At 66.7% G+C, this 16,193-nt stretch carries 5 protein-coding genes; 2 read left to right on the forward strand and 3 right to left on the reverse strand.

The window, feature by feature from the left end:
* The first annotated feature begins 29 nt into the window (after positions 1-29).
* Both CXQ81_RS20495 and CXQ81_RS20500 read left to right on the forward strand, forming a co-directional pair.
* On the forward strand, positions 30-1,004 hold the full coding sequence (locus CXQ81_RS20495; protein WP_101338384.1) for a two-component system response regulator: 975 nt from the start codon (positions 30-32) through the stop codon (positions 1,002-1,004).
* A 20-nt stretch (positions 1,005-1,024) separates the two neighbouring features.
* Complete coding sequence (locus tag CXQ81_RS20500) at positions 1,025-1,942, forward strand: LysR family transcriptional regulator (protein ID WP_053261728.1); 918 nt, start codon at positions 1,025-1,027, stop codon at positions 1,940-1,942.
* On the opposite strand, the gene CXQ81_RS20505 is transcribed toward CXQ81_RS20500, so the two are convergent.
* From CXQ81_RS20505 to CXQ81_RS20515, 3 genes are all read right to left on the reverse strand, one after another.
* Positions 1,939-5,508, reverse strand: coding sequence for a PAS domain-containing protein (locus tag CXQ81_RS20505; RefSeq protein WP_101339453.1), 3,570 nt, complete (start codon positions 5,506-5,508; stop codon positions 1,939-1,941). The genes CXQ81_RS20500 and CXQ81_RS20505 overlap by 4 nt on opposite strands.
* A 118-nt stretch (positions 5,509-5,626) precedes the next feature.
* Positions 5,627-7,084 (reverse strand): TolC family outer membrane protein, encoded by a 1,458-nt coding sequence (locus CXQ81_RS20510; protein WP_101338385.1) that lies wholly within the window; start codon positions 7,082-7,084, stop codon positions 5,627-5,629.
* Between the two features lie 79 nt (positions 7,085-7,163).
* Complete coding sequence (locus tag CXQ81_RS20515) at positions 7,164-16,145, reverse strand: TcdA/TcdB pore-forming domain-containing protein (RefSeq protein ID WP_101338386.1); 8,982 nt, start codon at positions 16,143-16,145, stop codon at positions 7,164-7,166.
* Positions 16,146-16,193: the final 48 nt, after the last annotated feature.

A 16,193-nucleotide genomic window follows, 5' to 3' on the forward strand; every position in this document is an offset into this window, starting at 1 on the left:
CCGCCCTCTCTTGATCAGGCGCCCCCGTCATGCCCGCAGAGCACGCCCCCAAGCCCTATACCCTCCTGGCGATCGACGACGACCCGCAGTCATTGATCGTGCTCTCGAAAACCCTGACGAGCGAATATGAAGTGCTGCTGGCGAAGAACAGCGAGCGTGGCCTGGCCCTGGCCCGCAGCGCCAGCCCCGACCTGATCATCCTCGACATCCTGATGCCCGAGATGGACGGCTTCCAGGTGCTCAGCGAACTCAAGCGCCACCCGGCGACCGCGGCCATCCCGGTGATTTTCCTGACCTCGCGCAGCAGCGTCGAAGACGAACGCCTGGGCCTGCTGCTCGGCGCCGCCGACTACATCGCCAAGCCGATTTCGCCGCCGGTGGTGCTGGCCCGGGTGGCGACACAACTGGGTTACCGCGACAAACCCCTGCACAGCCCGCAACCGGCGGCCGAGCCCTCGGCCGGCAGCGACATGCGCGACGGCTTCGTCGGCGCCCTGGCCTTGCAGCTGACCGGCAACCCACGGATCCGCCTCGAGGCGCTGCTCGACACCCTGTCGATCCTGCTCGACAGCGGCGTGACCCAGAGCGACCCCGCGGCGTTTCGCAGCGCCGCCTGCCTGGCCCTGATGGGCCTCAACCAGCCCGGCGGCAGCATCGGCCAGGCCCTGGCCCACAGCCGGGTGCTGATCGAGGAGATCCTCGCCCACGCCGACCCGGAAGACCGCATCCTCAACCTCGCCTGGAAAATCACCCATGCCGAGGCGCTGCTCCAGGGCGACCGCAGCCCGGCAAGCCTCGATCTCCCGCTCTCGGCCCGCCTGTTCGCCCTGGCGCTGGACTACCACCTGAGCCTGCTGCAACCCGGCGGCGACCTTCCCGGCCGGCACGCTCAGGCCATGGCGCGGATGTCTCAACAGCCGGGGTTCGAGCAATGCATCGCCTGCGGCCCGGCGTCGCTCTCGGCGGCCTTGCTGAGTTCGTCACAGAGCTTTTTCGGCCTGTGAACGGACAGTGAGCCTTGCCCATGCCTAACCTCGCCGACCTGGAACTGTTCGTGCTGATTGCCGAGCTGCAGGGCCTGTCGCCCGCGGCGCGCATCATGTCGATCACCCCGGCCGCCGCCAGCCTGGCGCTCAAGCGCCTGGAAAACCGTCTCGGCGTGCGCCTGTTCACCCGCTCCACACGCACCCTGAAACTCACACCCGAAGGCGTGCGTTACCTGGAAAGCGCGCAGCACGCCCTGAAGATCCTGGCCAACGGCAAGCGCTCGTTGACCCACGACGACGGCATGCTGGAGCTCACGGTGTCTTCCGACCTGGGCCGCAACCTGCTGCTGGACCTGCTCGCCCGGCTCAAGCAGGAACGCCCGCGGCTGTATATCAAGCTGGCCCTGAGCGACAAGGAAGAGGACCTGCTCAAGGGCCGCTTCGACGCGGCGCTGCGCTACGGCAAAAGCCTGGCGCTGGACCTGGTCGAACTGCCGGTGCTCAAGCAGCACCACTTCATCGCCTGCGCCGCGCCCGGCTACCTGGCCGAACATGGCACGCCCGAATCGCCGGAACAGCTGAGCGAGCACGAGTGCATCATCTGCCACAGCATTGGCCGGCCAGAGAGCCGCTGGCGTTTCCATGCGCCGGGCCAGGTCGAGGACGTGCGGGTACAGGGGCATTTCTGCTGCGACGATGGCGATGCCGCGCGGCGCTGGGCGGTGGCCGGCCACGGCGTGGTCTACCTGCCGCTGTTGAACGTGGTCGAGGACCTGCTCGCCGGGCGCCTGCTGCCCCTGCTCCCCGGCTGGCAGGCCGACGCCGCGCCGCTGAGCCTGGTGGTTTCGCACCGCTCGCAAATCACCGAGTCGCTGCGGGCCCTGCACCAGTGCCTGGTGGAGCACTGCACGGACCGGATGGCGCGCTACCTCGAACTGACCCGCGCCGGGCGCTAGCCCTGGGCCGCGCGCAACTCGACCAGCAGCGCATAGGCCTGCTGGAACTCCAGCCGGTAGATCCGCTCCTGAATCGCCCGCAGGGCGCCGCTACGGCTCTGCTCGCACAGCTCATCGATCAGCGCCAGGGCCTGCGCATTATGGTTGTGCAGCAGCTTGGCCAGCCGCTCCAGTTTTAACAGCTGCTCAGTGCCCAGTGCCTGGTTCTCCCGGACCGGAGGCTCGACACCCGCCGTTGGCAAGCCCACCAGGCCGGCCAGCAGCGGTTCCAGGCACCGCGCCAGCTGGCGGATCAAGGGCACCAGGTCGGCCTGCCCGACACATTGCTCCTCCAGTTGCCTGGCGGCCTGCCGGACCGCGGTGGCGCCGATGTTGCCGGCCGCCCCCTGCAGGCTGTGGGCCAGAAAGCCGATGGCCTGCAAGTCCTCGGCGGCGTGGGCCAGCCACAGGCGCTCGATGACCTGCTGCTGGTCATCGCGAAAATCCGCCAGCAGCTTCTGGTGCAGCGCCAGGTCCTGGTTCACCACCGCCAGCCCCAGCGCCGAGTCGATGCCCTCGTAGCCCGGGGTCGAGACGGCGCTGGGCAGGCTTGTCGCAATCTCCCCCGGTGGCAGTTCCAGGTGCTTGATCCAGCGCACCAGGGTCCGATAGAAGGCCGTGACCTCCAGCGGCTTGCTCACCAGGTCGCTCATGCCGGCGGCCAGCACCCGGCCCTGGATATCGGCCTGGCTGCTGGCGGTCACCGCGATGATCGGCAGCGAGCGCAGGTGCGGGTAACCGCGGATCTTGCGCGTGGTGCCGTAGCCGTCCATGACCGGCATCTGGCAATCCATCAGCACCCCGTCGAAGCGCCCGTCCTCGAGCAACCGCTGCAAGGCCTCGGCGCCGTTGGCGGCCAGCACCACCTGGACCCCGGCGCGCTGCAACAGCCCCTGCAACACATCCTGGTTCAGCCGGTTGTCCTCGACCACCAGCACCCGCGTCCCCGCCAGCAACCGCGCATAGTCGTTGACCGTGCACAGCCCCGCCGCACCCGCCACCGATGGCGTGGCCGGCGCGCTGCAACTCGCCGCGGGCAACGCCTGCGGCCGCTGTTGCGGCACGTTCAACTGCACGGTGAATTTGAACACTGCGCCCTGCCCCGGCTTGCTGTGCACCCAGATGTCGCCCTGCATCATCTGCACGATTTTTTTCGAGATGGTCAGCCCCAGGCCGCTGCCGCCGTAACGCCGGCTGATCGACAGGTCGGCCTGGACAAAGGCATTGAACAGCCGCGCCTGCTGCTCGTCGCTGATGCCCACCCCGGTGTCGGTGACGCTGAAGCACAGCAGAGCCTTGTCGTTCCACTGGCGCACCAGGCACACGCCGATGCACACATGGCCGGCCTCGGTGAACTTGATCGAGTTGTCCACCAGGTTGGTCAGCACCTGGGCCAGGCGCAGCGGATCGCCGACATAGCTGCGCGGCAGCAGGGCCGGAATGTCCAGGCGCAGCTGCAGCGCCTGTTCTTCCGCGCGCTGGCGCACCAGCAGCAACACATCGTCCACCAGTTCGCGCAGGTCGAAGCAGACCTGCTCCATGCTCAGCTTGCCGGCTTCGATCTTCGACAGGTCGAGCACGCCATTGATGGTGCCCACCAGGTTGCGCGCCGCGCGGTCGATCTTCTCGATGTAGTCGCGCTGCACCCGCTCCAGGGGCATGTCCTGCACCAGGTGGGCCATGCCGATGATCGCGTTCAGCGGCGTGCGGATTTCATGGGACATGCTGTCGAGAAACTCCGACTTGGCCTGGGTCGCCAGCTCGGCGTCGCGCCGCGATTGCTGGACCTGGGCTTCCACCGCCTTGCGCTCGCTGATGTCGAAAATCACCCCGTCCAGGTACTGCGGCACCCCGTCCACGACAATGGTCTGGCCCTTGTCGTAGACCCAGCGCACCTCCTGGCTGGCGGTGATGATCCGGTATTCGAGCATGTAGCTGGCGCTGCCCAGGCAGCCGGCGAAAATCTCCAGGTCGTCGGGGTGGACCCGGTCGCGATAGCTGTGCCCGGCGAGGAAATGCGCCGCCGCAAAACCGCTCAGGCCCTCGATGGCCTCGCTGACGAACACCATGGTCCGCGAGGCGTCCGGCAGGCTGCGAAACACCACCCCCGGAATGTTGGCGATCATCGATTGCAACTTGGTCTGGCTGTCGACGATCGACTGCTGCACCTCGACCGCCTGGGTGATGTCCTGCAGCACGCCGGTGACCCGCGTCGGCGTGCCATGGGCATCGCGCTGCATGACCCGGCCGATGTCCAGCACCCACAACCAGCGCCCGCTTTTGCTGCGCATGCGGTACTCGGCGCGGTACTCCTCGACTTCGTTGTTCAGGTGCGCCCTGAGCCTGGCCATGACCGGCTCATGGTCCTGGGGATGGACCAGGCAGGCCAAGCGATCCAGGCCATTGCCGAAGGTCTGGTCCAACTCCTCCTTGCTGTAGCCGAGGATCCGCAGCCAGACATCGTTGTTGATGACGATTCCCAGGCTGACGTTCCAGTCCCACAGCCCCAGCGCGCCGCTTTGCAGGGCCATGTCCAGGCGTCGCTCGCTTTGCTCGATCCGCGCCACGTCGGCCTTGTGCCGCCGGGCATCGGCCAGGCGCCGCAGGCCGCCCCACAGCAACAGCAGGAACACCACGGCGCTCAAGCCCTTGATCAGCAGCACCTGCTCGGCCGGCAGCACCGTATCCAGGTCGCCCAGGGTGACCAGGGTCCAGGGACCGCTGGGATCGTTCCAGTCGAAATCGGCCCGGGACAGGCTGTAGCGCCGGCCGTCCAGCTTGACCTGCGGCTGATGGGCATCGAAGGGCAAGCGTTCGGGCACCCCGTGGGCGAACGGGTAGTCGCCGAACTGGCGGCGGATCTCGCCGCCGAATTCGCGCAGCGACCAGGCGCGATCGGCCTTGAGCAGAAAATCCGGGGTGCTGGCGGCCAGCACCACGCCGCTGGGCGACAGGATCATTTTCAGGTCGTCGCCATACTGCTTGCTCAGGCTGGTGTCGAGCATCTTGCCGTCGAAACGCGCCACCAGGACCCCGATCACCTGATCCTGGCGCGTGCGCGACTCGTAGACCGGGACCGCCATGTAGAACATGCGGGTACCGGTGGTGACGCTGATCGCGCCATAGACGCTGCTGCCGCCGTTGAGCGCCACCTTGAAGTAGGGCCGGAAGGCCACATTCAGCCCCAGCGGCGCCTGGCCCTGGTGATCGTGGGCCGCCACCACCACCCCGTCGCGGTTGAGGACAAAGGCGTGGTTGGCGCCCACCACCATCGACAGCGTCTTCAACGGGATCGCCGCCTGCGCCATCAATTCCGCGGAGGGCTCGCGCTCCAGGATCACCCGTTTCAGCGAGGGGTTGTGGCGCCCCAGGATCGACAGCGCGCCAATGGCAAAACCGTCGGACTTCCACTGCTGCAGATCCGCCGCGTACTCCTGGGTCTGCATCTCGATACTGGCCTGGTAGACGTCCTCGACCTGCAGGCGGTAGTAGTTGCCCAGCGCCACCGCGGCACCGACCGCGAGCACCACGCCCAGGGCGTAGCAACACCGTCTGTGGCTGTCGAAGAAGTTGGTTAGCCTGTGCAACACCTCGCCCCTTTACCTGATAAACCCGTGCGCATACGCCTGTGCCCTGACAAACAGCTCAACGCGCCGCCAGCCGGCGTGGAAACTCCGGCGGCAGGAAATCGCGGTCGGGATCGTAGTCGGCCTTGAGGTAATCACCAAGCGCCTTGAGGTCCTGGGGCGACAAGGTTCCCACCGACTGCTTGAGCCGCAGGGTGTCGAGAATGTAGTCATAACGGCTGTCGTTGTACTGGCGCACGGCGTTATACAACTGGCGCTGGGCTTCCAGCACATCGACGATATTGCGGGTGCCGACCTGGAAGCCCAGTTGCGAGGCCAGCACCGCGCCCTGGTTGGAGATGATCGACTGGCGCCGGGCCTTGACCTGATCGACGCCGCTGTTGAGGCCGCGATGCAGGTTGCGGGTCTGCTCCACCACCTGGCGCCGCAGGTTGTCGTTGAGGTACTCGCGCTGATTCATCCGCTGGTGGGCCTCGCGCACCTGGGAAGAGGTCTGGCCGCCGCTGAACAGCGGAATGTTCAACTGCAGGCCAACGGAACGCTGCTCGACATTGCCGCCGTAGCCGCTGCCACGGATATCGCTGTTGCCATACCCCAGGTTGTCGTTGTCGCCGGTCTGGTAACGCAGCACCGCGTCGAGGGTCGGCGCGTGCCCGGCCTTGCGCGCGCTCAGGATCTGCTGCGTCGCATCCAGGGCTTGCTGGCTGGCCAGCAGGGTCAGGTTCTGGCGCACCGCGGTATCGACCCAGCGCCGGGCATCGTTGGGCTCGGGCAACAAGATCGGCATGTCGTGCCGCACGCCCTGGATCGCCGCGTATTGCTGGTGCGTCAGGGTGTCCAGGGCCTCGAAGGCATCGTCGGTGCGCTTCTGCGCGACGATCCGGTTGGCCCGCGCGGTGTCATGCCCGGCCTCGGCCTGGAGCACATCGGTACGGTCCGACAGGCCCAGCTGCAAGCCCTTCTCGGCCAGTTCCAGCTGGCGCTTGAGCGCCGCCTCTTCCGCCTTGGCCGCCGCCAGGGCGTCCTGGGCCTTGAGCAGGCCGAAATAGGCCTGGGCGCTGTCGAGCATCAGTTTCTGTTCGGCTGCCGCCAGCTCCAGCCGGGCCTGCTGGTCCTCGGCTTCGGCGGCCTTGAGGCTGAACCAGCGATCGGCTCGGAAGATCGGCTGGTTCAGCACCGCCTGGTAGCTGGTGCCGCTGCGCCGGGTGTCCTGCCGTGGCTGTTGCAGGGAAGTGCTGGTGCCATTCAGCTCGGCGCTGGCCGACAGCGTGGGCAGCAGCCCGGCCCGGGCCTGGGGCACCGCCTCGGCGCGGGCGGCCTGGTCGGCACGGGCCGCCGCCAGCTCGCTGTTGTTGTGCTGGGCATCCAGGTACACCCGCCACAGGTCGCTGGGCATGGCCTGGCGCGGCTGTTCGGCGGCCACCGCCAGGGAGGCCGCCGGCAACGCGGCCAGCGATAGCAGGACGGGCAGCCAGCCGGCAAGGGCTCGCTGCCGCGAAATCATGGGGTTGGTCATGGTCTGTTTCTGTTTCCAAACAAGGTGGGCCAGGAGACAGGAGAGGCTTGGCGCCCCTCCTGTGGTTGCTCCCGCGTGGTCAGGTCAGTGAAGGCACCAGCACCGCCTGGGCGGCCTGACGGTTTTGCGGCAGGTGCTCACGCGCCCCGCCGGTGTCGGCGAAGGCCGCCATGGCCCCGCTCAGTTTGGCCAGGCTGGGCCCTTCGGCCTCCGTCACCGAGGCGATGTCGTTCGCCATCGGCACGGCCTGGCGCTCGCGCGAGGACAGCTCGAACAACCCGTCCTTGGCCGATCCCGCCTGGGCAAAGCCCTTCACCAGATGATCGACACTGATCACCGATGAGTCGCCTTGCAGCTCGATCTGCAGATGCCGGTGCGCCGCGGCCTCACTGCCCAACACCTGGCGCAGCACCAGGGCCGTGCCAGAGCCGGCGTCGGTCAGCAGCACATCCTCGCCCCGACGGCTGACGAGGATGTTCTTGCCATCGGCCACCGGCAGGACCAGGCGGTCCAGGGCCTGGCCCGGGTCATCGTTGTCGATCACCACCGTGCGGTAATGCGCCCACATCGCCGGGCTGAAGCGGTAGGTGTCGTTGGCACCGCCGCCATGCAGCACCACGCTGTCGACCCCGGCGATCAGCGGCGGCGCCAGCTCGTCCTGACGACCGCCGCCGCCCTGCAGCAGCAACGACGAGCCGATACGCTCGACATTGGCGTAGTGACCGAGCTTCTGCGCAGCCCCTTCCTTGACCTTGTACAGCGCCTGTTCCGTCGGGCTGTAGACGTAGGCCGAGCGCTGCGATTCGGCGGCCACCCCGATAAAACGCAGGTCGCTTGCGGCGGGAATGCCCGTGCTGGCGAACATCCGCCCGCTGGCGACATCGAACCAGCCCTGGCTCTCGGCGCCTTGCAAGGTCAGCACGCCTTTGGCTCGCCACTGGCCAGCCACTTGCGCCAGCGCCTGGGGCAGATTACCCAGATGTTGCTGCTGCCAGCCCTTGTCGAGCGCCACCAGTTGCACATCGCCGTTGTTGGCGCGCAGCAGGATTTCGCCCTGCACCGTCGTCAACCGCAGCCCGGCATCCACCTGGACCGCCGAGCGCAGTTGCGCCTCGGGCATCGGCAGCGTGGCGGCGGGCAATTGCGCCGAGGCCTCAAGCACCTCGTCGCCGCCGAACGCAGCGGCCAACGCCTCGGACGTCAGCGGTGCCTGGAGGTAGAGCTTGCCGCTCTCGGGCTCGAACAGCCGCGCGCTGGAGCTGGCGCTGTCGAAGCCGAGAAATTGCAGCGGCTTGCCTTGCAGCGAGGACGCCGCCACGACCACCTGGCCGTTGTGGTACCACACCGGCAGCGCACTCTTGCCGTCGGCGGCCTTGGCCCCGAATACCGCCAGGGTGGCGCTGCCGCCGTTGACACTGGCCAGGTCCTGCCACCAGGTGCTGCGGCCCTTGAGCCAATGCTCGTTGACCGCTTCATAATTCAGGCGCCCTGTCGCCTCGATCCGCGCGACCAGCCCATCCTCGGTCACGGCCAGCAGATGGCCGTTGAGTTCGAGCACATTGGCCAGGGTCGGCGTGGCCAGGCGCAAGGCGCTCGGCTGGCTGCCGTCGAGCACCTTCTGCCCCGGCCCTTCCTGGCGGAACAGCACCTTCTGCTTCTGGCTGTAGAAGAAAAACACCTCCTGGCCAGCCGGCTGCGGCATGCTGCCGGCGAACACCAGGTCCGCCGGAATCGGCCAGGCGCTCTGGGGCTTGCCCTGGGCATCCAGCGGCGGCTGCTGACCCGCCGGGGGCGCCAGGTTCGGCTTGATCACCGTGCCGTCGCTGGTGCGCACCCAGTAGCGGTGCGCGACTTTCGCGTTATCCAGGCCAAACACCGTCACCAGCGCCGCGGCGCTCGGCTCCATCATCGGCGCGCCCAGGCTGTACACCGGGGTGGCCCGCTGCGTGACCTGGCTCTGGTAGCCCTGGAGCAGGGCCTTGAGCGCATCGCCATGCTGGTCGGTGCGGGCCGACAGTTGCAGCAATGCGTCATCGCCGACCACCCCGACCAGCTCCATCCGGTCACCGGTGATGCGGAAGTTCAACTCAGCCTCGCGCTCCTTGAGCTGATAACGACGGGCCAGGTAGACCGCCTCGCCCTCCTGCCAGAACCGGCTGATCCGGCCCGCGCTCTGGTTGAACGACGGGGCGAACTGCGCGTCGACCTTGCCGGTGGCAATCTCGACCCGCCACGCCGCGGCGTTCTCGGCGTCGACGAAGTAGGCGTGCTCGCCGATGACCGCCCCCAACTGGGCGTTCCTGGCCTGTTCCACCTGGGTGTCGGTGAACAGCATGCGGTCGTTGACGACGTCGTAGAACGCCCGGCCGACATTACGCCCTTCATGGCTGTAGTTATCGACGACCACATACTGACCATGCAGTTGGTGGGCCTTGGCCAGCTCGCTCAGGTGCTGTTCGATACGCTGGCCAGGCAGCTGCCATTTGCTCGCGTCTTCCTCCACCACCCGGGCGCTCATGCCGGCGAAATCGACTTCACGCACCTCGCCCTTGGCGTTGACCACCAGCACCTGGCCGTTGTGCGCCGGGTCGAGCTTGACCACCACGCCGCCGACCACCAGCTGGTCCTTGGACACGCTGATGCTCTCGCTCGCCAACTGGCTGCTGTCGATGATCCAGCGTGACGGCGTGCCGGACTCGCTGGCGAGATCGACCCGGGTGCCTTCATTGAGGCCCACCAGATAACGCCCGCCCGCACCCTTGATCTGGTAGTTCAGATAGCCGTGCAACTCCTTGGGTAGCTCGGGTATCACCAGTTGCCGGTCGCGCGAGTCGAGCAGCACCTCGATCGGGGTCTCGACGTATTCCTGGCGAATCCGCCGGATCGTCTCCTCGCTCGGGAAAATGTAGAAGTCGTAGTCGAAGCGCCGGTCCTCCTCGAGCCGGCGGATCACGTCGAAGCCGGTGTCATGCCGGGTGGTGGACCCCGGCAGGATCATGTACTCGTAGCTGATGTAGGACTTGGGCGTGCCCGGCAGGATCACCGCCGTGCTGTCGCCATGCTCCAGCGTGCGCGTGGCGTCCTTGTAGCCGATGCCGCTGCGCACCTCGATCGCCTGGCCACGGTCGTGGATCATCCGCGGGAAATCCCCGGCCCAGAAGAAGTAGTTGATCGCCCCGGAACCGGTGGAGCCGTGATGGGTGCGGTAAATGTACTGGCTGTCGAAGCCGATCTGGTTGTTGCGCAGGTCCAGGCGCTTGACCACCGCGCCGGCCAGCGGCACCAGCACTTTCTTGTCCGCGTCATAACGGTAGCCGTTGCCTTTGTAGGCCTTGTCGAGCGTATCGAAATAGCGCCCGACCGCCTTGGCGTCTTCGGCTACCGCGCCAAAGGCCTGGGCCAGCGCGGTGAAGCCCACCGCCAGGCCGCCGAGGATCACCCCCGCGCCGCCGAGCACCGCGGCCGCCGTCGAGGCACCGAGCAGTCCGGCGCCGACTCCGGCTGCGCCGGTGACGAAACTGGCCGAATCGAAGGCCAGCTGGGTGCCGAACACCGCCTTCTGCACATCGTTCTCGGCATGGGCCAGTTCATAGGCATCGAGGCCGACCATGGCCCCGCCAAACAGCACGCCCGCGCCTTCGTTGACGGTGTGGCCCAGGGTCGAGGCAAAGTCCTTGAGCGAGGTTTCGGCGGCCATGGCTTCGCCGCGCAACGCGGTTTGCACCAGTTCGGTGACCTTGGCCACGTCCTGCAAGGTGCCATGGCCGATCTGCGCCAGGCCCAGGTAGCTGTGGATCTTCAGCGCGGTGGCCAGGTCCGGCGAAACCGTGCCCTGGGCTGTGTCCTTGCGGTTCTTGTCGGCGAACCACTGGATCAGCGTCTGCACCGCGAAGCCGGCGTTCAAGCCATCCACCGGCGATGCTTCGCTAACGCCGGCACGCGGCCGTATCTGTCCGTGCTCCAGGGTGAAGTGCTGGTTGAACACCCGCATGTGCTCGTCGACGAAACGCCGGAACTCGACAAAGGTGCCATCGTCGGTGGCCAGCCAGCGGGTCTGCTCGGGCTGGTCACGGTTGATGAACTGGACCCGATAGCCGCCCTCCTGCTGTGCCTCGATGTTGGCAATGATCGGTATCCATTGGCTGCCCAACTGGTGCTCCCGGGCCAGCCGGGTGCTGGCGACTTCGAAGCGCGCGCCCCACTGCTCGGCGTCGAAGGTGGTCAACGCCGCCCCCAGGCGCAGGTCTTCGCTGACGCGCTGCCGGGCGTCCACCGCCTGCTCGACCTGGCGGCGCTGGCCGATGACTCCGGCCAGTTCCTCGGGCCGCGACAGATCGGCCACATTCAGCCCGTTGCCCACCGGCACCTCGGCCATCTTGCCGGTGTCGATCTCGATCAGGTTGAACGCCGGCAGCGACTTGGTGCCGAACGAGCCATAGTGCGCGGCCAGGTTGCGCGTCACCAGGTGCTGCTGCATGGCCTTGGCCAAGCCCTTGCTGGAGTCGAAGGCGAAGATCCCCACGTTCGGGTCATAGAAGTAGTAGCGACGGCCTTCGGCGGTCTGCGTGCTGCCCACCATCATCGAGTGGTTCTGGGTATTGAGGGCGAACATCGAGGTGCCGCTGCCGGCGGCCAGCCGCGACACCACCTCGGACAATTTGACCTGCCCCAGCTCCCTGGAAGCCTGGACCGCTTCGACATTGGAATGCAGGCGGATCAGGCTGTTCTTGAGCAGCGTCGAGCTGCCCGCCTGAGGGTCGGCGGAGGCCAGGAACAGCTTCTGTACCAGGCTGTTGACGCCCGCCTCGCCACCGCTGGCCAGGGCCACGGCCATCGCCCGGACCAGGGGGTAGCAACGGCCGCCGGAGCGGTCGCCCACCAGCGACAGGTAGAAGTCCTGCGGCGCCAGCCGGTCGAAGACACTGCCGGCCTTGTGGAAGTCTTCACTGAACACCGCGGTCTGGCGCAGCACCTTGTCGATGTACTCGGCCTGGGCGGTTTCCGTGATGCGCCCGCTCAGGGCGCCACGCTCGCGGGGCGTGAGGGTGCCGTCGAGAAACAGCTGCTTCATCTTCAGGGCCGACATCCGGTCGTCCACCCCGGGAATCTTGATCTCGCGAAAATCCCGCAAGCCGTCGCTGAACGCCGTGCCCCGCGCGCCGCGCTGATAGGCCTCGGCAATCGCATAACGCTCGCCGACGCTGCTGGCGCGCTCCTCGCCTGCGCCCTGGATCGCCGTATCGTCGGTGCGCACCACCGCGGTGGTGCCGTCCTTGGCCTTGATCTGCTGCCAGAGCCAGGTCTTTTCCACCGAGCCGGCTTCGCGCAACACCGGGTCGTACTGCGCCCGGTAGTAGTCCTGGGTGAGGTTGAGCTGCTTGATCTGCTGGTCGATCAGGCCCTTGTCGCTGGCCCCGCGCCGGTCTTGCTGGAGTTGGTAGCGCTTGTCGGCCAGCTGTTGGATGTCGGCGTTGACCTTGGCCTGGACCGCTTCGCGCAGCTGGTTCCAGGCGGCGATCGCCGGATGCTCGGGAGAAAAGGCGCCATCGCGGTAGACACCGTCGGCCACCCCGTCGACCGACACGCCGAACTGGGTCGCGACTTTCTTCAGGTTCTGGTGCACCTGCTCGCGGTAGGCGGCGAACTCGGCCCGGTTGCGTTCCACCACCTGAGGGTCGGCGTTCTGGATCTGCAGGGGTTGCGCGCCGTCGCGCAGCTTCGGCCAGACCATCTGGCCGTCGCGCTGGTACTCCTGGCGCTGGAACACCAGCTGCCACTGGCCGTCGACGTACTGCATGTAGGCCGCGGCCAGGCCCTCGGCGGTGCCGGCGACCTGATAGTCCTTGTAGTCGACCGCCATCACCACGTTGTCGTACAGCAGCGAGCTGTTGACCCGGCCGTCGTGGTAGACCCGGAAGGTATTGGCGTCCAGGCTGGTCACCACCAGCGAGCAGCCCGACAAGGTGCCGGTGAAGAGGAAGCTGCCCGCGGCCGCGTGCTTGGGAATGTCCACATAGGCTGGCGCGGCATTGGCCTGGTTCGGCCCGTTGTAGCCGAGAAAGTACGCCGGCACGCTGTCGACGCCGCTGCCGGCAATGTCATTGGCGCTGTGCTCGGTGTATTCGAGCTCGTACAGGTTCGGCGCGACCTTGACCAACTGCACGTTGCCCTGGGCCGGCAAGCGTCCCGACTTGACCAGGGCCTCGGCACTGAGGGTATGGGTCTTGGCGAACTGCACAGGGTCGGCGGCGAACTGACGAATGTCGGCGCTGCCCTGGCGCGGCTCGAACCCGGCTCCCAACGAGGCCAGCCCGGTCTTGAGCTGCAGGTCCTTCGCCGCCTGCCCCAGCAGCGCGGGCAGCGGGCCAACGCTGGTGAAACGCGGCGGATGGAACTCCTCGGCCACCGGCAAGCCTTCATTGACGATGGGCAGCACGCGGGCCATCACCCCGTCATACAGCTCGCCGTGCAACGCCTCCCTGCTGCCTTCGGCGCGGTAGCGGTCGAACATCTGCAGCAGGTCCTGGCCGATGCTGCCCGGCCCCTGGGGTTCATAACGGGCGGCGACATACAGGGTCTCGAAGAACGAGTGGTAGCCGTTGCGGATCATGAAGGCCGCGTTGGCCATCTGGAACTGCCAGTACTGCTTGACGCTCGGTGCACTACCGAACAACTCCGGCAAGGCATTGCTGACGGTCTGGGTGGTCCCGGAAATGCCGCCCACGAAGGGCGTGTCCAGGTCGTTCATATAGCGGGTGGCGGCATTGCCCGGGTCGGGGCGGAACTGGCTGTAGCTGCGGTACTTGTCGTCCGCGATCAGGAACGTGGCATCGGCCTGGGCCTGCTCCGGGTGGGTATTGAGGATCAGGTAGGGGTCGGGCTGATTCAGCCGGTTGTTGATCATGACCTTGTCGGCGCCACTCTGCGGCGCCAGCGCGGCATGGGCATTGACCGGCACCGCGGCCTTGGAAAAGCTGTCGGCCACCGGGCGCAGGGCATGGAACAGCGCCTGCTTGCGCAGGCTGCGGCCTTGGTCACTGGACAACGCCGCCTCGACGCTCGGGCGCAGTGCGCCATCGGCCGGTTCCAGCCCCTCGGGGCCGCGCAACAACAGGGTCAACAACTTACTGTCCAGGGAACGCTCGACCGCCACCTGATCGAAGACATGCACTTTCGGGTTGCCAGGATGCTGCGCCGCGTTGGCCGCGGCGACCCGTTGGGTTTCCGCGTCGATCGCCCGGGCCCGCCATGACTCGTACAGCGGGGCCAGCAGCAACTTGGCCTGGGCAATGTCGCTCTGCACATAACCGCCTTGCAGGACCTTGGCCACCGCCTGGTTGTTCACCAGCTTGTCGGCCAGGCCGAACAGCAGCGCGTCGTTGTCGCGGCTCTGCCAGACCGACGCGGCGAAGGCCTGCTCCCAGAGCACCTTGTTCAGGTTGTTGCCCTTGATATCGCGCAGGCTGGCGCGGCTGTGTTCCGGCATCAGCACCCCGGCCGGGGTGATGTGGTTGCGTTCGAGCAAGCGGGTCAGCTGCTGCGTGAAGGCCGTACGTTCGCGGCTGCCTTCGAACAGGCGGCTGGCCTTGATGCCACCGTCGCGCAGCTGCTCCAGCTTGTCGAAAAACGCCGCGTTGTATTGATACAGGGCGTCGGTCTGTGCCTTGCTCAGGTGGCTGCTGCTGACCTTGTCGCCGTCGACGGTCATCAGCGCAAAAGGCGTCGCAGCGCGGTACTCGCCACCCTGAGGCATTTCCAGCAGGTACTGGCGCTCGGCAAGGCCCACCGAGCGTTCGAGCTCGTGGATATTGACGAAGACGCCGTCACGGTCGGGGTGATAGCTGTTCTGGCGAAAACCTTCCAGGCCGATGGTCTGGAAGCTGGCGATGTCCGCGTTCTGGTTGATCAGATCGCTCAAGGCGCCCGCCAGGGGCACTTCGCGGGTGACGGTGGTGCTGGGCGACTGGCCGGAAACCTGGATGCCGACCTGGTTCGGCACCTTGCGATCGACGCTGGTCAACAGCAGCTTGTGGCCGTTGCCCAGCACCTGGGCCTTGAAGCCTTCGCGCAAGGAGCTTTCCGACACCAGGTGGTTGGCGAAGTACTGCTCGACAAAGGACGTCTTGACCAGCACCGAGCGAATCGGCGCGTAGGTCGGCGAGCGGAAGGACGGCGGCTCGTTCTTCAGCCGGTACTGTTGCTGCCAGGCCAGGGAGCGGGCCGCGGTGCCGAAGGAGAAGTTCAGCACCCCGTCGGTGGGCACCACCAGCCTGCCGTTCTCCAGGAAGAAGTCCTTGAAACGCCCATCGGTGCTGGCATTGACCAGCGCCACGTTCATGCGGATATAGCCGGGGCGCTCTTCCATCATCAGCAGGGAAATATTCACCGGCAGATCGTCGGAGGCCCGGGGCGCCTTGGCCAGCGCGCCGAGGCTCGCGGCCTGCTGCTCGGGCGTGGCCTTGAGCAAGGTGTTGTAGCGGGCGCTGACGTCCTTGTAGGCCTGCAGTTCGGAGAACAGTGTCACGTAGGCCTGGCTGAAGGTGGAGTCGGCCACCTGGATGGTCAACTGCTGCTCCAGGCGCTTGATCCGCCCGTTGAGCTTGTCCTGCTTGGCCAGCGCATCGGCCTTCAGGCCCTTGATGTCCAGCTGCTTGGCGCCACCGGGGCTGAGCATGCCCAGGGCCTTGTTCCAGGTGCTGTCATAGTGGGTGATCGCCGTCTGCTGACGGCTGTACAACTGGATGTCGCGGTCCAGTTGCAGCTTGTAGGCGCTGGTGGCCGGGGTGTCGGGAATGGCGTTCATCTGTTTGCGGCGTTGTTGCAGGGTCTGCAACTGGTCGCCGACCGAGACCGGGTTGTCCTGCATCTGATAGTGCTGGGCGGCCAGCACGCTCAGGGTGCTCTGCTGCATTTCCAGCAGGCGCTCGCCGACCTGGGCGATGTACGCGGCGCGCTCGTCGGCGCTCATGTTGAACCATTCGGTTTGCCTGCCTGCCGCCTTGACCTGTTGATCGATCAGGGTATTGAGCAGGCGCGTGAAGTCCTTGGACATGGAAGCCATTGCAGTGATCCTTTGTCTGTTTTGAGCGAAGCCCTTCGTGTCGCGAAA

The sequence above is a fragment of the Pseudomonas sp. 09C 129 genome, from assembly GCF_002843625.1.
In the GTDB taxonomy this organism is placed as follows: Bacteria; Pseudomonadota; Gammaproteobacteria; order Pseudomonadales; family Pseudomonadaceae; genus Aquipseudomonas; species Aquipseudomonas chlororaphis.

What these genes read in the sequence shown, in the direction of transcription:
- CXQ81_RS20495 (WP_101338384.1), top strand. Translation starts at nt 30, where the DNA reads ATGCCCGCAGAGCACGCCCCCAAGCCCTATACCCTCCTGGCGATCGAC.
- CXQ81_RS20500 (WP_053261728.1), top strand. Translation starts at nt 1,025, where the DNA reads ATGCCTAACCTCGCCGACCTGGAACTGTTCGTGCTGATTGCCGAGCTG.
- CXQ81_RS20510 (WP_101338385.1), bottom strand. Translation starts at nt 7,084, where the DNA reads ATGACCAACCCCATGATTTCGCGGCAGCGAGCCCTTGCCGGCTGGCTG.
- CXQ81_RS20515 (WP_101338386.1), bottom strand. Translation starts at nt 16,145, where the DNA reads ATGGCTTCCATGTCCAAGGACTTCACGCGCCTGCTCAATACCCTGATC.